Origin of the sequence: Sphingomonas sp. SRS2 (genome assembly GCF_000971055.1) — a bacterium.
Lineage (GTDB): Bacteria > Pseudomonadota > Alphaproteobacteria > Sphingomonadales > Sphingomonadaceae > Rhizorhabdus.
Map to the genome: position 1 here is coordinate 21,416 of NZ_LARW01000094.1, position 24,941 is coordinate 46,356.

The 24,941-nt window shown below is 64.2% G+C and carries 20 protein-coding genes; 12 read left to right on the forward strand and 8 right to left on the reverse strand.

The window, feature by feature from the left end; genetic code table 11:
• The first annotated feature begins 161 nt into the window (after positions 1–161).
• The 8 genes from WP12_RS13370 (at position 162) to WP12_RS13405 (ending at position 12,664) form a co-directional block, all read left to right on the forward strand.
• On the forward strand, positions 162–3,497 hold the full coding sequence (locus WP12_RS13370; RefSeq protein ID WP_160299223.1) for an amidohydrolase family protein: 3,336 nt from the start codon (positions 162–164) through the stop codon (positions 3,495–3,497).
• 123 nt (positions 3,498–3,620) lie between these two features.
• Positions 3,621–5,783, forward strand: coding sequence for a TonB-dependent siderophore receptor (locus tag WP12_RS13375; RefSeq protein WP_046194179.1), 2,163 nt, complete (start codon positions 3,621–3,623; stop codon positions 5,781–5,783).
• 52 nt (positions 5,784–5,835) lie between these two features.
• Positions 5,836–6,264: a hypothetical protein gene (locus tag WP12_RS13380; RefSeq protein ID WP_046194180.1), complete on the forward strand. Its 429-nt coding sequence runs from the start codon at positions 5,836–5,838 to the stop codon at positions 6,262–6,264.
• Between the two features lie 131 nt (positions 6,265–6,395).
• Positions 6,396–7,151 (forward strand): AraC family transcriptional regulator, encoded by a 756-nt coding sequence (locus tag WP12_RS13385; RefSeq protein ID WP_046194181.1) that lies wholly within the window; start codon positions 6,396–6,398, stop codon positions 7,149–7,151.
• A gap of 124 nt (positions 7,152–7,275) precedes the next feature.
• Positions 7,276–8,706, forward strand: coding sequence for an amidohydrolase family protein (locus WP12_RS13390; protein ID WP_052730375.1), 1,431 nt, complete (start codon positions 7,276–7,278; stop codon positions 8,704–8,706).
• Complete coding sequence (locus WP12_RS13395; RefSeq protein WP_046194182.1) at positions 8,703–9,992, forward strand: amidohydrolase family protein; 1,290 nt, start codon at positions 8,703–8,705, stop codon at positions 9,990–9,992. Before WP12_RS13390 ends, WP12_RS13395 begins: the two co-directional genes overlap by 4 nt.
• A 99-nt stretch (positions 9,993–10,091) precedes the next feature.
• Entirely contained in the window at positions 10,092–11,084 is a 993-nt protein-coding gene (locus tag WP12_RS13400; protein ID WP_046194183.1) for an alpha/beta hydrolase, read from the forward strand.
• Positions 11,081–12,664 (forward strand): amino acid permease, encoded by a 1,584-nt coding sequence (locus WP12_RS13405; protein ID WP_046194184.1) that lies wholly within the window; start codon positions 11,081–11,083, stop codon positions 12,662–12,664. The genes WP12_RS13400 and WP12_RS13405 overlap by 4 nt, the downstream gene beginning before the upstream one ends.
• A 70-nt stretch (positions 12,665–12,734) precedes the next feature.
• On the opposite strand, the gene WP12_RS13410 is transcribed toward WP12_RS13405, so the two are convergent.
• A complete protein-coding gene (locus tag WP12_RS13410; RefSeq protein WP_046194185.1) occupies positions 12,735–13,640 on the reverse strand; it encodes a LysR family transcriptional regulator in 906 nt (301 codons plus the stop codon).
• A 101-nt stretch (positions 13,641–13,741) separates the two neighbouring features.
• Here WP12_RS13410 and WP12_RS13415 point away from each other — a divergent pair, with 101 nt between their 5' ends.
• Together WP12_RS13415 and WP12_RS13420 are read left to right on the forward strand one after the other, a co-directional pair.
• On the forward strand, positions 13,742–14,071 hold the full coding sequence (locus WP12_RS13415; RefSeq protein ID WP_046194186.1) for a nuclear transport factor 2 family protein: 330 nt from the start codon (positions 13,742–13,744) through the stop codon (positions 14,069–14,071).
• Complete coding sequence (locus WP12_RS13420; RefSeq protein WP_084691146.1) at positions 14,068–14,916, forward strand: SDR family oxidoreductase; 849 nt, start codon at positions 14,068–14,070, stop codon at positions 14,914–14,916. The genes WP12_RS13415 and WP12_RS13420 overlap by 4 nt, the downstream gene beginning before the upstream one ends.
• Before the next feature lie 66 nt (positions 14,917–14,982).
• Here the strand turns inward: WP12_RS13420 and WP12_RS13425 are convergent, their stop codons facing one another.
• On the reverse strand, positions 14,983–16,752 hold the full coding sequence (locus WP12_RS13425) for a serine hydrolase domain-containing protein (RefSeq protein ID WP_235399136.1): 1,770 nt from the start codon (positions 16,750–16,752) through the stop codon (positions 14,983–14,985).
• Here WP12_RS13425 and WP12_RS25870 point away from each other — a divergent pair.
• Positions 16,645–17,037, forward strand: coding sequence for a hypothetical protein (locus tag WP12_RS25870; protein WP_235399137.1), 393 nt, complete (start codon positions 16,645–16,647; stop codon positions 17,035–17,037). The two genes, WP12_RS13425 and WP12_RS25870, sit on opposite strands and share 108 nt — an antisense overlap.
• On the opposite strand, the gene WP12_RS13430 is transcribed toward WP12_RS25870, so the two are convergent.
• From WP12_RS13430 to WP12_RS24885, 6 genes are all read right to left on the reverse strand, one after another.
• Positions 17,007–18,953, reverse strand: a complete 1,947-nt coding sequence (locus tag WP12_RS13430; protein WP_046194187.1) for an OPT family oligopeptide transporter — start codon at positions 18,951–18,953, stop codon at positions 17,007–17,009. The two genes, WP12_RS25870 and WP12_RS13430, sit on opposite strands and share 31 nt — an antisense overlap.
• 121 nt (positions 18,954–19,074) lie before the next feature.
• Positions 19,075–21,138 (reverse strand): S9 family peptidase, encoded by a 2,064-nt coding sequence (locus tag WP12_RS13435; protein WP_046194188.1) that lies wholly within the window; start codon positions 21,136–21,138, stop codon positions 19,075–19,077.
• 93 nt (positions 21,139–21,231) lie between these two features.
• The gene (locus WP12_RS13440) at positions 21,232–21,660 is read right to left on the reverse strand and encodes an asparaginase domain-containing protein (protein ID WP_052730377.1); all 429 of its coding nucleotides are present in this window, start codon (positions 21,658–21,660) and stop codon (positions 21,232–21,234) included.
• The gene (locus WP12_RS13445; protein WP_235399134.1) at positions 21,657–23,789 is read right to left on the reverse strand and encodes a prolyl oligopeptidase family serine peptidase; all 2,133 of its coding nucleotides are present in this window, start codon (positions 23,787–23,789) and stop codon (positions 21,657–21,659) included. Before WP12_RS13445 ends, WP12_RS13440 begins: the two co-directional genes overlap by 4 nt.
• On the reverse strand, positions 23,789–24,130 hold the full coding sequence (locus WP12_RS13450) for a hypothetical protein (protein ID WP_046194190.1): 342 nt from the start codon (positions 24,128–24,130) through the stop codon (positions 23,789–23,791). The genes WP12_RS13445 and WP12_RS13450 overlap by 1 nt, the downstream gene beginning before the upstream one ends.
• 85 nt (positions 24,131–24,215) lie before the next feature.
• Positions 24,216–24,371, reverse strand: coding sequence for a hypothetical protein (locus WP12_RS24885; RefSeq protein WP_200894527.1), 156 nt, complete (start codon positions 24,369–24,371; stop codon positions 24,216–24,218).
• On the opposite strand from WP12_RS24885, the gene WP12_RS13455 reads away from it, so the two are divergent.
• Positions 24,370–24,941, forward strand: a 572-nt coding sequence (locus WP12_RS13455; RefSeq protein ID WP_235399135.1) for a transposase, incomplete at its 3' end; no start/stop codon positions are given. The genes WP12_RS24885 and WP12_RS13455 overlap by 2 nt on opposite strands.

Sequence of the window (24,941 nt, forward strand, 5' to 3'; positions counted from 1 at the left end):
GGGTCGCTACCGGCTTGCCGCCGAAGCCATGAAGCGGCACGCACGGCAGATAACCTCCGATCTGTCCCTGTCGCGATGATCTTCGGCCCTTTGCCCCGCGACGGCGTGACCGCAGCTGATAGCATTTCGTTTCCGACAAAACGGGGCGTTCGATAATGGTGGTGAGACGTTGGACAGCCGGGCTGACGGGAACGCTGGCCTTCCTGCTGCTTGCGAGCCCGGCGCCCTCCCTTGGGCATGACGACAAGGCCGAGATCCCCGTCGCCCCGTCCAGGCAGACGTCCAATGCGGAGATCCCGGCCGTCATACCGCAGGGCAAGGGGCTTCCGCTGCGTCCCGATCGCATGCTGTCCTTCCGAACGGACGAGGGCAGCTGGATGTCGCCCGACCTTTCGCCTGACGGACGGCGGATCATGTTCGAACTGCTCGGCGATCTCTACATGGTCGACGCCCAGGGCGGGCGGGCGCGGCCGATCGCGACCGGCATGGCGTTCGACTCGCAGCCCGTATTTTCGCCCGACGGCCATCGAATCGTCTTCCTCTCCGATCGTTCGGGAAACGAAAATGTCTGGACGTCGGCCGCCGATGGCAGCGATGCACGACCGATCACGGAGATTGAGGAAGAGGCACACTTCACCTCGCCCTCGTGGAGCGCGGACGGCCGATCAATCTTCGTTTCCCGCTACCGGGCCGACCATGCCGCGTTCGAGCTGCTTTCGGTCGATGCCGCGACCGGCGAGCTGACGATACTCGCGCCGATCGGTGGCAAGGACGGAGCCAGCAACGTCGGCGCTGCGGCGTCGCGGGATGGGCGTTGGCTCTATTATGCGGCGCAGGTCGGCGATCGAGATTCCCAGCCGCCCGGCTTCGTCATCCGCCGTCGCGATCTGCGCAGCGGCGTCACCGATACGATCGTCGCGCCGCCGCGCAGCTATCGGCCAGATCTCGTTCTCGGCACCTTCTTCCGGCCGCTGCCGTCGCCCGACGGGCGCCACCTCGTCTACGCGACCCGCTATGGAGCGCAGATGTGGCTGCGGCTGCTCGATCTGGAAACACATGCGGATCGCTGGCTGGCGTCGCTCGGCCAGCATGACGAGCTGGACGGCGCGCCTTGGCGCGACCTTGCCCCACATTATGCCTTCACGCCCGACAGCAAGGCGCTGGTGGTCAATGATGGCGGCAAGCTGTCGCGCATCGCCCTCGACGGCGGCAAGGCGCCGATCGCCTTCACTGCCGACGTGCGCGTGCCGCTCGGGCCGCTCAACCGCGTGGCGATCCGCGAGGAGCAGGGGCCGGTCCGTGCGCGGATCATCCAGCAGCCGGCGCAGTCGCCCGACGGCGCCCGCCTGGCCTTCTCCGCGCTCGGGCAAATCTATGTGATGCCGCTAGGCCAAAGTGCCGCCCCGCGCCGGCTGACGAGCGACGCCTTCGGCGAGTTCGACCCGAGCTGGTCACCCGATGGCGCGACGATCGTCTATACCCGCTGGACGGCACGCGAAGGCGGGCAACTCTGGACGGTCGCCGCCGACGGCAGCGAGCCACCGAGGCGGCTCACCGACGCCGGTCCCTATTACACCAGCCCGGTCTTTACGCCCGACGGGCGCTCGATCGTCGCGGTTCGTTCGAGCAACGACGTTCGCCTGCACCGCTACATGGAATATGGGCCGCTGCGCGATGCCGAGTTGATAGTGCTGCCTGTCGCCGGCGGCGCCGCGCGGCGAATTGCCAAGGGCGTGCTTGGCGGCGTCCCGCACTTCGGCCCTGACCCGTCGCGCGTCGCCGTGCTGTTCGATGACGGCCTCAACCTCGTCGCGCTCGACGGCAGCGGCCGGACCTTGCTGGCCCAGGTCACCGGTCCCGGCTATTATTTCCTCTCCGGCCGCGCGTCGGTCGACGATCTGCGGCTCAGCCCCGACGGGAAATGGCTGCTCGCACAGGTTGCGCAGCAGCTTCACCTGCTCGAAATGCCTGCCGCTGCCGCGGGGAAGACCTTCGACATCGCCCGTCCGCCGGCACGCCACCGCCGCTTGACCGATGTCGGTGCCGACTTCCTGCAGTGGAGCGCGGACGGCAAGGTGATCGGCTGGGCGATCGGATCGACCTGGTTCCGCCGACCGCTCGCCGACATCGCACTCGACGCCGCCGGCGTCAGGCCACGCGGCGCAGAGGCTGGGCCCGCACTGAAGGATCAGGCCGTGGTCGCCGTGCCGCGCGCGGTGGCATCCGGCTCGATCCTGCTGCGTGGCGGCACCGCTCTGACGATGCGCCGGGACGAGGCGGTGCACGATGCAGATATCCTCGTCACCGATGGCCGCATCGTCGGTATCGGGCCGCGCGGCAGTCTGGCGATAGCCGCTGGAATCGAGATCCGGGATGTTTCGGGCAAATGGATCCTGCCGGGTTTCATCGATGCGCACGACCATATTGCCGATATCCGCCGGCAGCAGCTCGACCTCGACAGCTGGGGCGTCGCCGCCAATCTCGCTTATGGCGTGACAACGGCGTTCGACCCCTCGACGCTGAGCATCGACATGCTGGCCTATCAGGATCTGCTCGACGCCGGGCTGATCACGGGATCGCGTATCCGTTCTACCGGGCCGGCGCTGTTCTCATTCAACGAGTTCACCGACAAGGCGCAGGTCGATAGTGTGCTTGACCGCTACCGCGATCATTACCGGCTGTCGAACATCAAGCTCTATCGCACCGGCAGCCGACGCGTCCGCCAATGGATCGCGCAGAGCGCCAGTGAACACGGGCTGATGGTCGCGACCGAAGGCGCCGGTAGCGACAAGCTCGATCTCACCCAGATCCAGGACGGGTTCTCCACCTCGGAACATGCACTGCCGGCCACGCCGCTTTACAGTGACCTCGTCCGCTTCATCGCGCGCAGCGGCGTTGGCTATAACACGACGCTGATGGTGAACGGCGGCGGACAGGACCATTTCATCGTCGAGCAGCATCCCAATGCCGATCCCAAGCTCAACCGCTTCGCGCCGCGCTTCATCGTCGACATGAAGACGCGCAAGCGCGACTGGCGCGAACTTTCGGACGCGATGTTCCCGGCCTATGCCGCAGGCGCGGCGAGCGTCGTGCGCGACGGCGGTCTGGTTGGCATGGGCAGTCATGGCGAACTGCCCGGGATCGGCTTCCACTGGGAGATGGCAGCCCATGTGATGGGCGGAATGACGCCGATGGAAGCGCTCCGTGCCGGCACGATCGGCTCGGCCCGCGCGATCGGCCGCGAGGCCGATTTCGGTAGCCTGGAAAGCGGCAAGGTCGCCGATATGCTTGTTCTGGACCGCGATCCGCGCGCGGACATCCGCAATAGTCTTTCGATCCGGCAGGTGATGCTCGGTGGCCGACTCTATGATGCGGAGACGCTGGACGAGCTCTGGCCGCACCAGCGCAGGTTTGGACGGCCCTGGTATCGGGATGATCTTCCCCCCGGCACCCCCGATCCCAGGGCGTCGATACCGTTACCGCCCATCGGAAAGTAAAGTTGGCCCATTAGCGGGGTCCGGCGGAAGCGGGACGGATTAAAGTCATGACGACGACAAAATAATGATAGTTCCGTGTGGAGGGGCTTTCGGGGAATTCGCCGCATCCAAAAGGGGGGCAATATGCAAAAGGGTCAGATCAAGCTTCGTTCGAAGGTTCAGCTGCTATGTGCGGGCGCGTTGATCGCATCTTGCAGCGGCGCCGCATGGGCACAGAACGCCATTCAGAGCACATCGAACGAAACCGCCGTGACATCGGTAGGCGGCGAGGACGTGATCATCGTCACTGCCCGCAACTATGTCCCGGAAGGGAGCCTTACCGCTTCGAAGTCCGACATTCCGCTGATCCGCACGCCGCAGTCGGTGTCGGTCGTCACGCGCGACCAGATCGACCTGCTCAACTTCATCGATGCGCAGCAGGCGGTCCGCTATGTGTCGGGCGTCACGGGTGAGAATTACGGCCCCGATCTGCGCTACGACTTCATTTCGGTGCGCGGCTTTACCCCACGCCAGTTCATCGATGGCCTTGCGGCGCCGGTGTCGACCTCGATCCAGAGCGTCGGCGTCGACCTCTATGCGTTCGAATCCTTCGAGGTTCTGAAGGGTCCGGCTTCGGTGCTTTACGGTTCGGCTCCTCCCGGCGGCATCTATAATCAGGTCAGCCGGCGGGCGAGCGAAGATTTCGGCGGTGAGATCCAGGCCAAATACGGCATGTACGACTATAAGTCGGTGTCGGGCACGGTCACCGGCGCGGTCACCGATGACCTCGCGGTGCGTTTCACCGGCCTGGGGCTCGACCGCAATGCCGAACGCAGAGGTGTCGATTCGCAGCGCATCCTGGCCTCGCCCACATTCACGTGGAAGCTGGGCGATCGCACCGAGATAACCGGCCTGGGCTATTACCAGTATGACGAGGTGAACGGCGACACCAACGGCTTCCTGCCGGCGGTCGGCACGCTGTTGCCCAATCCGCTCGGCCAGATCGACCATCGCGCCAATTTCGGCGAGCCCGACTTCAACAAGTTCGTCCGTCGGCAGTGGGCGGTGGGCTGGGACGCCTCACACGAACTGGCCGAAGGAATCTCACTCCAGTCGAACGCCAAGTTCAGCCGTTATCACGAGGAATCGCGCGTGATTTACGGCGGCGGCGGACTCGGCGCCGACAACCGCACCCTTGGCCGGTTCAGCTTCCCTTATGACGAGAAGGTGAAGAGCTTAGCTATCGACAACCGTCTGGCCGCCAAGGTCGACACAGGCGCGATCTCGCACAATTTCCTGGCCGGCGTCGACTATCGCAATGTCACCAACGTCTCGGCCTTCGGCTTCGCCGTTGCGACTCCGATCGATATCTTCAACCCGGTCTACAGCACCGCGCCGATCGTCAATCCGGCGTTGTCCGTTCCGTTCAGCAACATCAAGCTCAAGCAGACCGGCGTCTATGTCCAGGACCAGTTCGGCTTCGGCAATCTCTACATCCTGGCCGGCGGACGCTATGACTGGGTGAAGATCGACGATCGCAATGGCGGAACCGAGACCAAGCAGCACAAGTTCACCTGGCGTGTCGGCGCGAACTATGTGTTCGACAACGGCTTTGCGCCCTATATCGGTTATGCCAAGTCGTTCGAACCGGTGATCGGCACGGACAGCACGACGCTTGCGCCGTTCAAGCCCAGTTCGGGCCGCCAGGTGGAAGGCGGTATTAAATACAACGTCACCGCCGGCGATGTGAAGATCTTTGCAACCGCGGCGCTGTTCGACATCAAGCAGACCAACGTCGTCACCACGGGCACCTCGATCGTTCCGGTGTTCGGCACGCAGACCGGTGCGGTAAAGTCGTCGGGCGGAGAACTAGAACTGGTCGCACGCATCCGCGAACAGCTGTCGATCAACGCGAGCTACAGCTACAACGACACCGAAGTCACCAAGGACGCCAACCCGGCCGCCATTGGCGCCCGGCTCGTCACGACTCCCAAGCACAAGGCGTCGTTGTTCGTCGACTACACGCTTCAGCGCGGCGCGCTGGGCGGTCTCGGCTTCGGCGCGGGTGCGCGTTATTCGAGCAGTAGCGCGGGCAGCCTGCCGGATGCGTTCAACCCCACCGTGTTGTATGGCGACGCTTCGACCACCTTCGATGCGATCGTCCACTACGACACGCCCGGCTGGCGTCTGGCGGTCAATGCGTCGAACTTGTTCGACAAGCGCTTTGTCGCGCGTTGCGCAAGCTTATCCAACTGTACCTATGGCGCGGGACGCCAGGTCATCGGCACCGTCACGAAAAAGTTCTGATATCGAAGGGCCGGCGACATTCGCAGGCCCTTCTTTCCCTGGAGGCCATCTGATGAAGACGCTTCTCGCGGCGCTGCTCCTGTGCGCATCCGTTCCGGCTCTCGCCGCTCCCGTCCCACCGCCCGAGCGGCCACAGGTCGGCAAGGTGCTGGTCGAGATCTACCGTGTCGCCCCCGGCCAGCACGAAGCCTTCCTCGAGGAGATTGCGCGTTACGACGAGGCGAACCGGCGCGCCGGCCTCCCGCCCCGCCAGCTCTATATCCACAGCGACGGTGCGGATTGGGACTTCCTGTTCATCCAGCCTGCCAAGACCCCGCCCGAGAAGTCGGCGGCGCTCGACAAGGCGTGGGACGAGATGAAGCTGCCGTCCGGCGCAGACTTCTTCCTGCAGTTCCGGCGCTTCATCGCCGAGCATAGCGACACGTTCGCCAGCGGGCCGACCACCGCCGCGGACTTCCTCGCCACCCGCAAGAAGCCCTGACCGGGCCGGAGATCCCGGCCTCCCTCCGCAATGGACGATCCGCATTTCGTCGTCCGACATTGACCTTTGCCCGCAGAGATGCTGATTTGCCCGTGGAAGCACATTTTGCGCACCTCTGTCGGAGATGGGCCATGAAGACCACGATCGAGTTCGACGAATCCGACCGGTCGGTCATCGGCCTCGAAGACGAATATGAAGCAGGCTTCGTCGACCCGACCCATCAGCATGGGCGCGACCAGATTCTTTATGCTTCGGCCGGGGTGATGTCGGTGACGACGGCGCGGGCCAATTTCGTGATCCCGCCGCAGCGTGCGATCTGGATCCCCGCCAATGTCGCACATGAGGTCGCCTGCCGCGGGCCGGTCTCGCTGCGGACACTCTATCTCTCCGACGTGCGGCCTGCATCGCGCGACTGCCGCGTCCTGGAGGTGACCGATCTGCTGCGTGCGTTGATCGTCGAAGTGTCGAAGCTCGGCGGCTTCTACGAGAATTCGGCCCGCAACCAGCTGTTGATCGAGTTGCTGAAGGTCGAGCTTGGCAATACGCCACTCGCGCATTTTCAAGTGCCTATGCCGCACGACTATCGGCTGTTGCGCGTATGCCGGATGATCATTGCCGACCCGGCGGGCCAGCACGACCTGAACGAACTCGCCAGCCTTGCAGGCATGGGCCGCCGGTCGTTTACGCGCGCCTTCCGTGCCGAGATGGGAATGAGCCTGGCGATCTGGCGCCAGCAGGTCCGCCTGATGCGCGCGCTCACCCTGCTGTCGGAAGGGCAGTCGGTGACGACGGTGGCGTTCGATGTCGGCTATGACAGCCCCAGTGCGTTTACTACCGTCTTCCATCGCGCCTTCGGCGTGCTGCCAAGCCAGTATCAGCCGCGCTGAACGTCGATGACCGCGAGCGGGCAGACCTCCGGTCTGACCCCATTGCGATGATTTCCGGCCCCTTGACCCGCGCTTCCCGAAGCGTAGCTGTTAGCATTCGAAGCTTCTGGCGGGGGTCGCGGCGATGGTGTTCGGTGGGCGGTTGAAACTCGGCGCAGGTGCAGTCTTCGCCATGGGGCTGCTTGCCGCGACGACAGCCGCGTCGCCTCGGCAGCCCGAACCACAGCCATCTTCCGCGGACGCCTATCCCGGCACTTATCGTGCGCGGCCGAACCGGCCGGTGCTGTTCGTCAACGCCACGATCCTCGACGGCGCCGACAAGCGCTTCGATCGCGCGGAACTGCTGATTGCGGACGGTAAGGTCGCGGCGATCGGACATGACCTGAAGCGCCCGGCCGACGCTGAGGTGATCGACGCCGGCGGGCGTTGGATCACCCCCGGACTCATCGATCCACACACCCATTTCGGCACCTACACCTTGCCCCAGACATCGGCGGACAATGAAGCGTCCGATGTGACCGAGACCAGCAGCCCGAACGCTGCCGGCACATGGATCGAGCATGCGGTACGCCCCGGCGATCCCGGCTTTCGTCACGCTCTGGCCGGCGGGATCACCGCGCTACAGATACTGCCGGGCTCCAGCGTCATCTTCGGTGGCCGGTCGGTTGTCGTGAAGCCGATCCCTGCGACCACTGTCGCCGACATGAAATTCCCGGGCGCGCCGCAGGGAATGAAGCTGGCGTGTGGCGGCAATCCCAAGTCGCACTTCGGCCCGTTGGGCCGCGCGCCGAACAGTCGGCAGGGCCAGTTCGAGATCATGCGCGACGATCTGCGCGAGGCTGTGGAGCATCGCAACCGGCGGAACGAGGCGATGGGCCGTGACGACAAAGGCCGTGGCCGTGGAGGCCCGCCCGGGCGTCACCCGCGCGAAGATATCGAGGACGAGGCGATAATGGACCTCGTCGACGGTAAGCTGATCGTCCATGTCCATTGTTATCGCGCCGACGATATGGCCCGAATGATCGACCTGTCGCACGAGTTCGGCTTTCGTATCAGCACCTTCCATCATGCGAGCGAAGCCTACAAGATCGCTCCCCTGCTCGCGGCGAACGGCGTATGCGTGGCGGTGTGGTCGGACTGGTGGGGATTCAAGGGCGAGGCCGCGGACGGAATCCGCGAGAACGCCGCCTTCGTCGACGCCGCAAATGGTTGCGTCATGATGCACAGCGACATTCCAATATTATCCGAACATCTGAACATCGAGGCGGCAAAGGCCGCCGCGGCCGGACGGCGGGCCGGGCTGGCGCTGCCGCCCGAGCATGTCATCCGCTGGTTGACCAGCAACCCGGCGAAGGCGCTCGGTCTCGAAAACCGGATCGGCACGCTCGCCCCTGGCTATAATGCCGATGTCGTTCTGTGGTCGGGCGATCCGTTCAGCGTCTACAGCTTCGCCGATCGGGTCTATATCGACGGCGCGCTCGCCTTCGATCGCGCGGCTCCCGTTCGGCCCTCCGATTTCGAGCTCGGACGTAGCGTTCTGGGAGCCACACGATGAAGCGCCTGATCCTCATCGCCGCTGGCCTGCTGCCCATCACGGCGTCGCCGGCCGAGACTCTCGCCATCACTGGCGTCACCGCGTGGACGATGACGGCCAGGGCTCCTGTCCGCAATGCGATGATCACGGTCACTGACGGTCGCATCGTTTCGATCGTGTCGAACGGATCCCCGCCCGCCGGCGCGCGGATCATCGACGGCAAGGGCAGGATCGTCACGCCTGGGCTCATCGACGCAGCGACGCAGGTCGGTCTGGATGAAATTGGCGGCATCGACGATGAGCGTAGCGGCAGCGTATCCAAGGGGCCGCTCGGCCCCGCCTTCGACGTCGGCTATGGCCTGAACGCCAATGCCCTGACCGTTCAGCAGGCACGCGCCGACGGATTGGCGCACGCTCTGGTCTTCCCCGATGGCTCGTCGGGCGCGCCGTTCGACGGCGCTGGTGCGATAATCCGAATCTCGCCGGCCGATGCTGTCATCGAGCGACGACGAGCGGCCATGTTCGCGACGATCGGCGGCGGTTCTGCCGCTGGCGTAGGCGGATCGCGCAGTGCCGCCTGGCAGCTGCTGCGTAACGCATTGGCCGAGGCGCGCGCCTATCGCGCCACGCCACGGAGCAGTGGACCGCGCGACCAGTTGCTCAACCATCTCGATGTCGAAGCGCTGGGCCCGGTCCTCGCGGGCGCCATCCCGCTTGTGATCCAGACCGACCGTCTGTCAGACATCCGCCAGGCGATCTCGCTGGCGCGCGACGAGAGGATCCGGGTGATCATCTTCGGCGGCGCTGAGGCCTGGGGCGCGGCGAGCGAGCTCGCTGCGGCGCGCATCCCGGTCATCCTCGATCCGCTCGAAGATCTGCCCGCCGTCTATGACAAGATCGGCGCGCGACGTGACAATGCCGCGCTGCTTGCGGAAGCCGGCGTTACGATCGCTATCAGCGTTTCGGCGCAAGGCGTTCACCGCAGCTGGAACGCAGCCCCCTCGATGCGCGAAGGCGCGGGTTATGCAGTCGCCTCGGGCTTGCCCTATGCCGACGCGCTCGCGGCGATCACCACCGCGCCCGCCCGAATCATGGCGCTCGGCGCGCAAGCCGGAACGCTGACGGTGGGGGCTGCGGCAGATCTTGTCATGTGGGACGGCGATCCGCTCGAAGCGTCCACCGCACCAGCTGTGGTCTTGCTCGAGGGGCAGGAGATATCGCCGGTGACGCGGCAGTCGCTGCTCCGGGATCGTTACAGGCCCTTAAATAGCGGCGTCACAGTTTCCGAGCCCGAATTGGCCCGATAGCGCGGGCGAATGGTCCTCCGCCGCGAGTCGCGGCCCAAGCGGGTGATAGACTGCCCGGTGCGGCACTATGGTCGTGCCCGCTCCAGGAGACGACCCAGCATGAATTCCGATCGGCATGGCGATCAGGTCGAACCGATCGATCCGGAGATCGCACGCTTCGTGGAGGCGGTGATCGACGGGTCTGCGCGTTATCCCGATCTCGCCGCACGTCCATATCCGGAACGCCGGGCCATAGCCGAGGAAATCCGCGTACCCTGGCGCAGCGGCGGGCCTGCGATGGCGCGCTGTGAGGAGCTGTCGGTTCCGTTCGGCGACCGCGCGGTGCGCGCCCGCCTGCTTGCGGGAGAGGGTGAAGGCGCCCGCCCCGCGCTGATCTACTTGCACGGCGGCGGCTTCGTGTTCTTCAGCCTCGACACGCATGACCGGCTGATGCGCGAATATGCCGCAGCGGCCGATCTGGTCGTGATCGGGATCGATTATTCGCTGTCGCCGGAGGCGCGTTTTCCCACCGCGCTGAACGAGGTGCTGGCGGTAGTGGACTGGATTTTCCAGGTCGCGCCGGCCCTTGGCCTCGACACTGCTCGTATCGCGATCGGCGGCGACTCCGCAGGCGCCAATCTGGCGCTCTCGACCTGCCTCGCCCTGCGCGATCGCGGGAGCAAGCATCCGATTGCCGCGATGCTCCTCAATTACGGCTTCTTCGACGCCGATTTCGACACCGCATCCCAGCAGCGCGACGGCGGCCCCGGGCAGATGCTGACATCCGAGGAACTGGCCGGCTTTCTCGACGAATATTTTGAGCCGGGCGCGCGCCGCGACGATCCGCTGGCCTTGCCCGCCTTGGCCGAATTGCACGATCTGCCGCCGTCCCTGCATATCATCGCCGGCCGTGATCCGCTGGCCGATGGTGACCGGGCGGTTGCCGAACGGATGGCCGCCATGGGCAATGCGGTCGAGGTAAAGATCTACGCCGGCGCGACCCACAGCTTCCTGGAAGCGATGTCGATCGCTCCCGTCGCACAGCAGGCGATCGCCGATTCGGCCGACTGGCTGCAACGGACTCTCACCGATCCAGAGGTCTCTGCTCTATGAGCGCGCGCATTCGTTCGCTGTCGATCCGCAAGCCGATCGCTCAGATCAGGGAAGACGCGCATGGTCAGGGCCTGTCGAAGTCGCTGGGACCGATCAACTTGCTGATGCTGGGCATCGGATCGATCATCGGTGCCGGTATCTATGTAATGACGGGCGCAGCAGCGGCGCATTTTGCAGGCCCTGCCGTGCTGATTTCCTTCCTGGTGGCCGGCACGGCCTGCGCGTTCGCCGGGCTATGTTATGCCGAACTGGCGTCGTCCATGCCGGTCACCGGATCAGCCTATGTTTATGCCTATGCCACGCTGGGCGAGCTCGTCGCCTGGGCGATAGGCTGGCTGCTGGTGCTCGAATATGCGGTCGCGGGCGCGACCGTCGCGGTGGGTTTTTCGGGCTATCTGGTCAGTCTGTTCACGACTTTCGGCGTGACGGTTCCCACTGGCATCGCCACACCCTTCGTACAGACGATCGTGGCGCCGGGAGGCTATGATCTGGTCACCGGCGGCGGCGTCAATCTGCTGGCCAGCGGGGCCGTGCTCCTCATGGCGACCCCGCTGATTTTCGGCGTGCGGCAGTCCGCTGCGATCAACACGAGTATCGTCGCGCTCAAGATCATCGTCCTCCTCGCCTTCGTCGTCTTCGGGGCCAGCGCGGTGCTGCCGACGAACTGGACGCCGTTCATGCCCGAAAACGAAGGCGGCTTTGCTTATGGCTGGCCCGGCGTGTTCCGCGCGGCATCGGTCATCTTCTTCGCCTATCTTGGTTTCGAGACCGTCTCGACGGCTGCAGCCGAGGCCCGCAATCCGCAGCGCGACATCCCGTTCGGCGTGCTTGGGTCGCTATGCGCCTGTACGCTACTATATATCGCGGTAGCTGTGGTGCTCACTGGCGTCGTTCCCTATCGGGAGCTCGGCGTGGCCGATCCGCTGGCCGTCGCGGTCGATGTCATCGGCAAACCCTGGCTGCTTCTGTTCGTGAAGATCGGCGCGGTCATCGGGCTGACATCGATCCTGCTCTCGACCTGCTACGCACAGTCGCGCATCTTCTACGCGATGGCGCGCGACGGGCTGCTGCCGCCAATGTTCAGCGCGCTACACCCGCGCTTCCAGACGCCCTGGCTGGGCACGATCGTGATAGCGTGCGGCATGGCGCTGGCCGCCGGTTTGCTGCCAATCACGCTGCTCGGCGACCTCATCAGCCTGGGCACGGCCACCTCGTTCGCGATCGTGTGCTTTTCGGTCATGTGGCTGCATAACGCCGAGCCCGACCTGCCGCGGCCCTTCCGGGTACCGTTCGGGGGCGTCCGTATCGCGGGCCGCTGGATCGGCATCGTTCCCGTGGCCGGTATCGTGATGTGCCTTGTCATGGTCGCGCCCCTCGCGCTCGACCTTGTCGAAAAGGCGATAAATGGGGACCTGCTGCCAGCGGGACTGCTATTGGGCTATGTCGGCTGCGGCGCGCTGGTGTATATCTTCTACGGGCGGCGACATTCACGCCTCGGCCGCGGGATGAGACCCCGCGCTACGCCGCCTGCAGATCTCGACCCTCTGGCGCCGGTAGATGCGGCGATCCAAAGCCGCTGATCGCCACCGCCATCATTTGCCGGACACTGCGACTGCAACTTACTGGTTTTCCTATCGTTTTGCTTATGCATCACATTACTTCCGAATGATCATAGCGACGAGCAAGTTCGATGAAGGCCCTGAATGCAGCCGAGGGATTTCGTCGATTGGGATAATAGAGGCTCAATGGCGCGAGCGGCGGCGTCCAATCTTGCAGCAGGCGTACGAGCCGACCCGCTTCGATATCTTCCCGCACATCGGACTCCATGAAGAAGCCGATGCCGACCCCGTCAAGGACGGCAATGCGTGAGAGGCTGGCTTCGTCGAGCGTGATCGGTCCCTGAACATCGATCTGGACCGGCTGGCCGGCCTTTTCGAATTGCCAGCGATAACGTCCACCATTGGGCAACCTCACGCGAATGCATGAATGATTGAGCAGATCGGATGGATCGCGCGGCGTCTCGAAACGCTCGAGGTACGCCGGTGAAGCAACCACGGCATAGCTTCGCGGCCGACCCAGCGGTATTGCGATCATATCGCTGGGAATGAGATCGGCGCTACGTAGCCCCAGGTCGAAGCCATCGGCCACGACGTCCACCAACCGCCCCTCCGTAACCAGGTCGATGTGAACCTTCGGATAGCGTCGCACGAACTTCAGAAGGAGCGGTGAGAGAATCTCGCGTGCGGCTGTAGCGAATGCGTTGATGCGCAAGACGCCTGATGGCGTCTCCTGCTGCGACCGAACCATATCCATGGCATTATGGATGTCTTGGACAGCCGGTCCAATCTGTTCGACGAAGTTGCGGCCTGCATCTGTGAGGGAGACGCTGCGCGTGGTGCGATTGAATAGCCGGACGCCAAGCTGCCGCTCCAGCTTGCCTATGGCGTTGCTCAGGGCTGTGGTCGACATCCCCAGTTCAAGGGCTGCCGCACGGAAGGAGGCGCTCCGGGCAACCGAGAGCACGGCATCCAACTCAATAAGATTATGACGAGACACTATCCAGCTTACCGCAATACTTCATCCCGCTTTATCCCGATTATCAGCACAAGGGTCCATGCCTAATTTGGAGCATCTGATTGGTATGACGGAGAAGAATGATGGATATCGAACTGCCCAGGATCATCGCGGAATATTTTGACGCGGACATCGGAGGAAGCGCCGAAGCGGTTTCGCGGTGCTTCATCGAGAGCGCGGTCGTGAAGGACGAGGGCAACACTTACATTGGGTCGAAGGCGATCCGGGATTGGAAGGCGGCGTCCTCGAGAAAATATACCTACACGGTCGAACCCGTGGCCATCGCAACCGAAGAGGAGCGTATAGTCGTCACGAGCCACCTCGTGGGTGACTTCCCCGGGAGCCCGGTCGACCTGCGCTATTTCTTCGATCTCGCTGGCGGAAAGATCGCGCAGCTGGAGATCATGATATGATCCCCTTTCTCACCTTGGCAGTGAAGCGTGCGCTGATCACGTCCGGTACACGTGGCGCGGGCGCCGCAACGGTCCGTTTGTTTCGGGAACTCGGCGCCGAGGTTTTGACCACTGCCCGGACGAAACCCGATCCGTTCAGCGACGATATTTTCTTCGCGACCGACCTGGCCACGTCCGAGGGATGCTCGGCCCTCGCCGACGCGGCGCGCGAACGGCTGGGTCGCGTGGACATCATCGTACATATGCTGGGCGGCTCCACCGCACCGCCGGGAGGATTCGCCGCACTCGGCGATGATGAGTGGTGCAGAGAGCTCAGTCTCAACCTCATGCCAGCGGTTCGGCTCGATCGCGCGTTAGTTCCTGAAATGGTGTCGCGCGGGGATGGTGTCGTCATCCATGTCACCTCGATCCAGCGCGAACTTCCTTTACCGGAGGCGACGACCGCCTACGCTGCCGCCAAGGCAGCCTTGTCGACCTACAGCAAAAGCCTGTCGAAACAGGTTTCGCCCAAAGGCGTCCGGGTTGTGCGGGTTTCCCCGGGCTGGATCGAGACCGAAGCCGCGATGCGATTAGCAGAGCGACTGGGTGCACAACATGGCGGTGACGCGGAGGTGGGCAAGCAGCGGATCATGGAGTCGCTAGGCGGAATCCCAATCGGTCGGCCCTCGACGCCCGACGAGGTCGCCAGCTTGATAGCTTTCCTCGTTTCCGATCGCGCGGCCAGTATCACCGGCTCCGAATATGTGATCGACGGGGCACCGTGCCCACGGTCTGAGGAGGCATTCAAAACTTGTCGCCTCGCGTCACCCAGGCCTTCAACACGACATCGAGCATGGGCCGCCTGACCCTCAACGTCATGACCCGGAAAGACACCACCCACAAGAAGGGCCGGCACTTTGATGGAGGCCAGTCTAAAAGTCGGTTTGGAAGCTCAACAGCTTGAACACCCATGAAATCCAGAAGAGCGTGCCGAAGGAGAAGATGAGCAAGAGGCTCCAAAGCCTGGAAACAAGGCCTCGATTTTTAAAGGCCAGCCAGCCATTGACCGAGGCGAGGAGTACACCACCGGCATAAGCGGCGAGCGTCAGCGTCGACGTTGCAATGACCTGGATGTCGATCGTATCAGGGTCTGCCGTGAAGGTCATCACCGGCTCAATTATCCTCAGCCATATGGTGGGCACGATCACACCAGCAAGCGCGGCCAGCCAGAGACAGAAATAGACGCGTCGGTCCGTCGCAGCCAGCACCGCCGGGATGCCGAAATAACGACGCCCCACACCGATCGCCGGCAAGGCCACGATCATCAGCAGCAGAACGGCGAACGCGCCTTGCGAAAGCGGGCCTAGCCAGAGCGTCGATTTCCACCATGGCAACCGGTCCCAGACGACCATCGGCGCATAGTCATCGACGCTGAAGCGGCTGGGTCGACCATCGACCATCTGTGCCGCCAGCCGCTCCCTGCCGTGCAGGTCGCGCCAGACGAACGGTGCTATTTCACGCCATTGCTTCGGCACGCCGTCGGGACCGGTAAGGTCGGCGATCACCAGATTGCCGTTGTCATCGACATCGACGACGGTCTGGTGCCTGAAACCGTTGATCGCAAGAAAATTGCTGGCCGAACGATCGCTCAACTCATAGCGACCGACCATCGCCCGAGCATGCCGAAGGGCCGTCTCGCGATCGATCCGACGATCGATTTCAACGGCCGGGAAGTAGCGATCGGCGAAAGCTTTGAACAAGGTAGCGCGCAGAATGTCCGCCGCGCCATCTCGGCCCGTGCTGTTGAATGAAACGAAGATCCCAACATGATCGTCGATAAAGAGGTTGAGCTGGCTATGGAAAAAGCGGGTGTCGCCATCATGCATGATGACCCGGTGGCCGTTGATGTCATGCTGATAAAAGCCGAGGCCCATGCCGTGCAGCGGTGGTAGCAGCGGATATGTCGCCCTGTGCATCATCCGGGCGGTTTCAGGCCGCAGGATGCGATCTGCTCCCAACGCGCCATCATTCAGATGCGCCATCATGAAACGAGCGATATCCGGCGCGGTCGATGCCATCGCACCGGCCGGGCGATGGAGTGAATATTCGTAGGGAAATGAGCTGCCCGCGCCCGACAAATAGGCTTTGGAGAGATCTTTCGCCAGTTGCGCCGGTATCGGCTGACGAATCGTTGATCGCGTCATCTGGAGCGGCCGAAGGATGTGACGCTCGATATAATCGTCGAAGGGCTCACCCGAAACGCGCTCGACGATGTAGCCAGCCAAGGCTGTCGCATAGTTCGAATAGGTCGGTGTCGTTCCCGGCGCGTAGATCCGGCTCGGCACCCAGCGCTTCACAGTGGCGCCAAGATCGGTCCCATTTGCCCGGGCGCTGAACAGATCGCGCATCACGAGTTCGAAACCCGCTGTATGGGTCATCAGGTTGCGCATCGTGAGCGGCTTGCCCCGATAGGGCGGGATTCTGAAATCCAGGTAGCGATTGATATCGGCATCGAGATCGATCTTTCCCGCCTCGACCTGCTGCATAACCGCGGTCCAGGTGAACAGCTTGGAGATCGAGGCGATCCGGAAAAGATGGCGGTCGGCATCGACGGGCAAGCGCTGCGCGACGTCCGCATAGCCATAGCCCTTGGTCAGGACGATCTGGCCATTGCTGACGATCGCGACGGTCGCACCGGCGATATCGCTGCGGGGGAGAGCGAGCGACATGAAGCCGTCCAGCCAGGGCTCGACATCGGCTCTGTCGAGCCTACGCGTTCCTATCGGCTTGCCCTCCGCGACCTTCGAGTCGGCGCCATGGCTCGCAATCGACGACGCATGAACGGGCGCACCGGCGATCAGGCAGCCGAAGAGCGCGAGCAAGATGATCCCGAACAGCCGGCGGGGTGCAGCTTCGGCGAGCATCATGCGGCTCAATCCCGCCGGCGGCCGGTTCTTCAACAACTGCATCGTATCGTTTTCCGATAGAGAGCGAGAGCGGTGCCGGCGAACAGCAGCAGGCCGATCGCCAGCGCGGCGCTGGAGAATGCCGGCGGCATGATCGCGAGCGGGTCGCCCGATCCGCTGAAAGCAATGATCCCGGCGAAGGCGACACCCCAAAGGCTCTCGCCCACGATCATGCCGGTGGCCGTCAAAATGCCCATGCGCTTCGCCATGTCGGGATTTGGAGTGCGCCCCGCCCGCCGGTCGTAGAACCAACCCACGATCGAGCCGATGACCACGGGCATGATCACCGTCATGGGCAGGTAGATGCCGATCCCCACGGCGAGCGGCGGGAAACGCAGCAGCTTTGCCCGCCCCAAGGCTTCGTCCAGCAGCACGAAGCCAACGCCGGCGGCGGCGCCATATTGGATCATTGGCCAGTTCAGATTCCCGCCCAGCCCGCCCTGCGCCAATGCGGAGATCAGCCCCGCCTGCGGCGCCGACAGGGCATTCGGGCCCGCATTTGGCGCACCGACGAAGCCGAAGGCGGTGTTGAGGAGGTCGAGCACCGGAGCCACGATCAGGCTACCGAAGATCACGCCGATGACGAGCGCCACCTGTTGCCGCCACGGCGTTGCACCGACGAGCTGGCCGGTCTTCAGATCCTGAAGATTGTCGTTGGAGATCGTCGCGACGCCGAAGACGACCCCGGTGACGATGAGCGCATAGGCGATGAGCGCCTGTTGGGTGTCCGGCGGGTTGTCCCGGCCGAACAGGCCCGCGAGCATCAGCGCCGCGGCCAGCACCGCCAGGATGCCCACCGCCGAGATCGGCGAGTTAGATGCGCCGATGAGGCCCGCCATGTAGCCACAGACGGCGGCGATCAACAGCCCCAGGACAAGGACGAAGATCAGCGCGCCCGCAACCAGAAGCATCGCGGAGCCCTCCAGCGGGCCGCCGGCGAGCAGCGACCAGAGCAGCCAGGCGATCGGGATCATCAAGGCGGCCGCGCCGCCGAGGACGACGGTGATCGGCATGTCCCGCTCTTCCAGTGGCAATGTCGCGCCGCTGGCGCGTGCCCGATTGGCGGCGAAGGCGGAGGCTATACCGCCAAGGACAGGCCGCGCGATCCTGATGAGCGTCCACAGCGCGCCCACGCCGATCACGCCGGCCCCGAAGAAGCGGATGTCCTGACGGAAGACCGTCGTCACCCAACTCGCCAGATCGCCGGCCATGGGCTGCTGGGCGGTGAGGATCGGCAGCAGGATCCACCACGCCGTGACCAGACCCAGAAGCTGTGCGAGCCCGACCGAAAGACCGACGAGGTGCCCGACCCCTAACAGGGCAAAAGACAGCCCGCCGGAGATGCCGGTGGCGCCCGCGCCGACCCGGAACCAGTTGGCGGCTTCGCCGGCCACCAATCTGGTCTGGGTGAGGATCGCGAAGCCCGTCGATGCGAGGCTCGCGTTGACGAGGAGGCGGAGGCCATGGCGGCTCTCTTCGGCACCCGCTTCGGTAGCCGAACCGACCTTCAGCACCTCGGCGGCGGCAACTCCCTCCGGGTAAGGCAGGTCGCTATTCACGACCAGCGCCCGTCGCAGTGGCACCGAGAACAGGACGCCCAATATACCGCCGAGCATCGTGATCGCGGCCGTCGTGACATAGGGGAAGCCGTGCCACCAGCCGATGATCACGAGGCCGGGAAGCACGAAGATGATCGCCGCGAGCGTGCCTGCCGCGCTGGCGATGGTCTGGACGATGTTATTCTCGAGGATGTTGGCGCCTGGCAGATAGCGGAGCACCGCCATCGCGACGACCGCCGCCGGGATCGACGTCGCAAAGGTAAGGCCCACCTTCAGCCCGAGATAGACGTTAGCCGCCGTGAAGAGGAGCGTGATAAGACCGCCCAGCACGATCGCACGCAGCGTGAGCTCCCCGCCCGCGGCACGCACGACATTCACAGCCGACACATCATCGTGGGCAGGGCGGTGCCCAGGTCCGTCATTCGAACGCTCATTGACTTATCCCGCCTGTTCTTGCGGCTTCCCGCGCTCCTGGCCCGTGCGATTCCAGACAACATGCCTAGCGGGCCGCTTTACCGGTCCAGCGATCGAGCCAGCCGATCACTTCACCATACCACCGGCGCGAATTCTGGGGCGTAAGCACCCAGTGGTTCTCGTTGGGAAACACGAGCAGGCGCGACGGGATGTTCCGCCGCTGAAGAGCCGTGAATGCCGCGATCCCCTGGCTGTAGGGGATGCGGTAATCCTTTTCCCCGGTGATCACGAGCTGCGGAGTTTTCCACTTGTCGACATGGTTCACCGGGTTCCATTTCTCGAATGCAGCCGGATCCTCATGATAGGCCACGCCGCCATAATCCCATTCGGGAAACCACAGCTCTTCCGTCTCATAGGCCACGGCGCGCATGTCGAAGATCCCGTCATGCTGCACGATGCATTTGAATCGATCCGGCCAACGCCCCTCGATCCAGTTCATCATATAGCCGCCAAAGGAGGGCCCCAGCGCGCATACATTCTTCTCGTCGAGCCACGAAAATTGCTGCGCCGCGGCGGCAAGCCCCTTCTGCAGATCGTCGAGCGGCCAGCCGCCCCAATTATTTCGGATGCTGTCGGTGAATGCCTGACCATAGCCGGTCGACCCGTGGAAATCGACTGCGACCAGTCCATATCCGGCGCCTGCGAACAACGCCGGATTCCAGCGATAGGACCAGCTGTTGTTGCTCGTGCTCTGCGGGCCGCCATGGACGACATAGGCGATCGGCACCTTGGCCGCCGCATCATGAGGCTTCACCGCATAGCCCCAAACGGTATCGCCCTGGGCACCGTTGAAATGGAATTTGGTGACCTGCGGCAGATCGATGCCAGCGAGTCTGCCGGCGTTGACGGCGGTCAACCGCTGCGGTGCCGCCCTTCTGTCGGTTATGCGATAGAAATCGTCCGGCGCCGTCAGGCTGTTCATCGACACGATCGCGCCCGACCGCGTGACCGCGACCGCGGCGACGGTGCCATCGCCCGTCAGGCGGGTGACCGCGCCACTTCGCGCATCGACTCGCCAGAGCGGAGTTTCCTGCGTGTCCCCCGCTGTGACGTAGAGCGACGCGGAATCGTGCGCCCAGGCGATCGAGCCGATCGAGCGATCCCACCGCTCGGTGAGCGACGTCGTCTGACCTGTTGCAAGGTCGCGTACCGTCAGCACCTGGCGATCCGCTTCATAGCCGGGACGACGCATGGCGAGCCAGGCGAGTTTGCGTCCGTCGGGTGATACGCTCGGCTGAGTATCGGTGGCCTTGTTGCCGGCCGTCAGGTTGATCGGTGCCCGGCTGCCATCGGCGGGCGCCGCAAAGATGTCCAGATTGGTGGAAAGCGCTTCGATCCGGCCCGCTTCGCGCATCGCGAAATAGACGGTGCGGCCGTCCGGGCTCCAGGCCAGTTCCTCGCTGTCGCCGAACGGCCTTGAGGGCGTATCGCCGACGAGGCCGCCGACGATGGCGCGGCCATTACCCGGCGCCGCTCCCCCGGCGAACGGCACGACGAAGAGCTGCTGACGCTCGTGATTGCTCCACGCATCCCAGTGTCGGACGAACAGCTGATCATAGACGCGCGCATCGCCGGCATAGGGGCTCTTCTTTTCCAAGGCCGGTTCTAGTGTCGGAGCGCCGGCTTTGCGATCGGCCCAGATCAAGATCCGGTCGCCGGTCGGCGCCACCTTGAACCCGTTCATGCCGCCCATGAAATCGGTCACCCGATGCGGCGTGCCACCGGTTATCGGCACCGCCCAAACCGCATCTTCGCCGCCGCTGTCAGAGCTGAAATAGACGGTTTCGCCGACGATCTGCGGATTCTTCTCGTTGGTCTCGGGGGCGGCCGCAAGCGTGGTCGGCCTGGCATCGCGCCGCGACAGATCGAGTTTCCACAGGTCGTAGCGGCCCTTGTTCGCGGCGAGGTCGGTTTCGCGTTGTGCCCAGACGAGCCAGCGGCCGTCCGCCGACACCACCGGCGCGCCGATCCTGCTGAGCATGACGACGTCGTCGATCGTCAGCGGCCTCGCTGCGAGAGGCGCGGATATAAGCGCTATCAGCGCGGCCAAAGCCGAAGCAGCGCCTTTACATGCCGTCGCACGGTGCATGCCTGGTTCCTTCCGAACCTCCCCCATCATTTGGTCAGAATGCATCGAACAGGGCCTGATCGACCGGTACCCCGGCAGCGAGAGCGACCATCGTCAGCATCCTCGCCTTGGCGGGATTGGGCGCGGTCCGTCGATCACCAGATCGAGGAGAAACCCGGTCTCCTCCATCGTGTCGGTGCCATGGGTGACGACGACGCCGGTTACGCCCGGATCGGCGAAGCTGGCGCGGATCGCCGTCACCAACGCCGACCAGTCCGCTCGGGTCAGGTTGCTCAACCCGCCATTGGCGACGTCCTTCACCTCCACCCGCACCTGTCGGTCGAGATGGAGTTGCTCGACCAGCTCCTCGCCCGAAAGCGCACGCTCCGATCCGCTCGCGATCGTGCCTCCGGTGGCGAGCACGACGATATGAGGGACGGCCGCATGGCTTGCCGGTGCGGGGGCCGCTACGGTCGCGTTCGGCGACGCAAGCAACGCTATCCCGAGCAGGCCGAGACAGGCCCACGCGCTGTTTCGCTTCACTTCGCCGATTCCTCGATCGAGTCTGGTTTCTCTGTCGCCATGCGATGTTCGAGGAAGGCGTAGATGTCGGCGAACTCCTGGACCTGGAGATCCCGTGCCGAGCCGATGCCGTGCCCGCCTTCGGTTTCGGCCCGCACCAGGATCAGCCGCTTGTCACCAAATTTCTCCTGTGCCCGTGCAGCGAATTTCGCGCTCATCCAGGGGGCGACGCGATGATCGTTGAGACCGATGGTCAATAGCGTGTCCGGCAGATCGCGCGCATGGGCGAGATTGAGATAGGAATCCTGCGCGGCAAGCGCACGCCAGCCTGCTTCGGTTCGCGGATCGCCCATCTCACCAAAATTGTTCGCCCCGTTTTCCGCGACTTCGAGACGGGTGGCGTTCAGGATGGCGACGCGGGAGACAAGCGCCGCGAAAAGTTCGGGCCGCTTTTGCGCCGCCATCGGCACCAGCAGTCCGCCGGCACTGGTACCGGTGATGGCGAGCCGCTTCGGGTCAGCAATGCCGAGCTGCACGATCCGTTCGCCGCAGGCGATCAGGTCGGCCTGGGCGTTGGCCTTGTTCTCCTTGCGGCCCCCATCGTGCCACGCGCGTCCGCGCTCGCTTCCGCCGCGCGTGCCGCAATAGACCATCGTGTTTCCGCGCGCGCTCCAGGCGAGATAATAGGGGTCATAGCCGGGCACCGTGGTCGAATCGCCATAGCTGCCATAGGCTTCGATGAGCGTGGGACGCACCTTGCCCTTTTGGCCATGGTCGATGATGACCATGGGCACGCTTGTTCCGTCCGCACTGCGCGCACTTTCACGCCGGACGACCAGCTTCGCGGCTTCGGACCAGGTTCCACTATCGACATTCAGCGGCGACAGCTTGCCGCCGCGAACGACATAGCCGCGTGGCGCGGTCGTCCATCCTGCGAGCGCGAATGTTGCGGCGGCACCATCGGCGGAGGCCGCGAGCCGCGTGAGGTTGGCTTCGAACGGGAGCGGAATCTCCCTGGCCGGCGCTCTGCCCCCTGCCATCCAGAAGAGATGCGACACGCCGTCGCGCCGCCCGCGAAAATAGATGCCGTCGCGTGCCGCCACGATGCCCGACAGCACATAGCCCGTCGGCGTGGGTAGGATCTGGCGCGCACCACCGGCGCCGGAGAGCCGAACGACCTGTCCGTCGGAGGCATCGCGCATCGAGATCATGTAGATGGCGTCACCGAGGGCTGCGACTTCGTCGATCCTGTCTGACGCGGTAGCGATCCTGCGCCAGGCGAGCCTGCCCGTGGCAAGATCGCTGCGGCGCGCCACGAAGACGAGAGGGTTGCCGCCGGCATTGTCGGCGAGTGCGACCACCCATTGGCTGACTTCCGACGTTGCGATCAGGGGAAATGCCGATGGCGAGAAATCGGGTCCTTTCGGCACCTGGGGCCCCAGGATCGGGGTGAAGCGTCCGCCTGGCGTGCCGGCGACGGCGACCATCCCCGCCAGATCGTCGGCGCCCGGCCGCTTTTCCGCCATACGCGTGAAGGTCAGCATGGTCGGGGTCAGCCATTGTGCGGTGAACTCGCCCCACACCGGTGCGAGGCGAGCGAGTTTCTCGCGCCCCGTGTCACTGTCAAGGAAGCGGATGGCGCCGATCTCCGCGCCGCCGAACGAGATATGCAGTGCCACGGTCTTTCCGTCGGGAGAGACATTGTAGCTGTTGATCGCGGCCGGCCCGGCGGCATCGGTGCTTTCCTGGGCGGGGTCGTAAAGCAGGCGCGTGCCGGCAGCCGACCGCACCATGAGCTTGGGCACCCGGTCGGCCGGATCGAGCTGCCGCCAGAACAGGTGATCGCCGGCCATGCGGATATTCGAGATCCTCGTTCCGGCCCGGGCGGCTTCGTCTACCAGCTTCGCCAGCTCGGCGCGCTGCGGGAGCGCCCCAAGCTTAGCGACCGTCTGCCGGGATTGCGCACGGACATAATCGACCATCTCGCCCTTGCGTGCGGGATCCTCCATCCAGCGATAGGGATCGTCGATCGTCTGGCCATATCGCGTTTCCGTGAACGGTTCGACCTGCGCCCTTGGCGCCGGGTTGATCAAATCCTGTGCATGCGCCGCACAAGCGACCAGCGCCACGGCAGACATTAAGACGCGCATCATGAGCCTCCTTCGATAACCGGCAACCGCCTGCCGCTGATGTTACGGATCATCGTTTTCGACCCCCTTCTGGTTTCGATGCGGATAATTCCGATGCCATTCAACGCGGCGCGGGCCTGCTCGCCAAATGGTGGCGCGGGCACCTCGGTCAGCGTGATGATATCTTCGACGATACGGTCATAGTCTTTGTCAATCGACGCTTTCGCGCAGCGAAACTGCTCGCCTTCGACGAGCGCTCCGGCAGCCGTCCGATAGGGATCGGCGGAACGAGCCGACGCCGGCGAAGGCGTCGTTGCGGCCAGGATGAGAAGAACTGTGCTTGCGAGCATGATCCCGTGCATCCTTCCCAAGATCTCCGGAGAGGCGAGCGAACGGCCTGGGCCGGCGGCCAGACGCCTTTCGCGCCCGGCCTTTCCACGGCGCGGATCAGCCGTTGCGGAAGGTGTAGCTATAGCCGTTGATTGCCGGCGCGCCGCCGAGATGGGCGTACAGCACTCGTGATCCCTTGGGGAAGAAACCCTTCCGCACCAGGTCGATCAGCCCCTGCATCGATTTGCCTTCATAGACAGGGTCGGTGATCATGGTTCAGCAGCGGATTGCCAACGAGGCGATGGTACGTGGGCTGTTGCGTGTCTACGGCGGCCGTGTCGAGGCAGGCGCTAAGGTGCCCGCCACTTTCCGTGAGAGGGTGATCGAGCAGCTCCTGCAGATCCAGGATAATGACGACATCAATCTGCGCCCGCGGATCCTGCCGATCCTCGATCTGTGCGCCCGTCTTCACGAAGATGCCGAGCGGATGGAGGCCGAACTCGAGATGCTGGCCCGACAGAACCCGGTATGCCGCCGCTTCATGGAAATCCCTGGCGTCGGGGCGATCACGGCCTTGTCGTTCTTTACCGCGATCGAGCAGCCCGAGCGCTTCCGTCGCGCTGATGACGTCGCCGCCTATCTCGGTCTCACGCCACGCATCTATCAGTCGGGTGAAAGCCTCTTCCGAGGTTCGATCAGCAAAATGGGCAACCGGCTGACCCGCACCCACCTGGTCAACGCTGCCACCGTGATGATGGCGGCCACCAAAACGTTCAGTTCGCTTAAGGACTGGGGCGTGCGGCTGTCGAAGAAGATCGGCTTCCACAAAGCGCGCATCGCCGT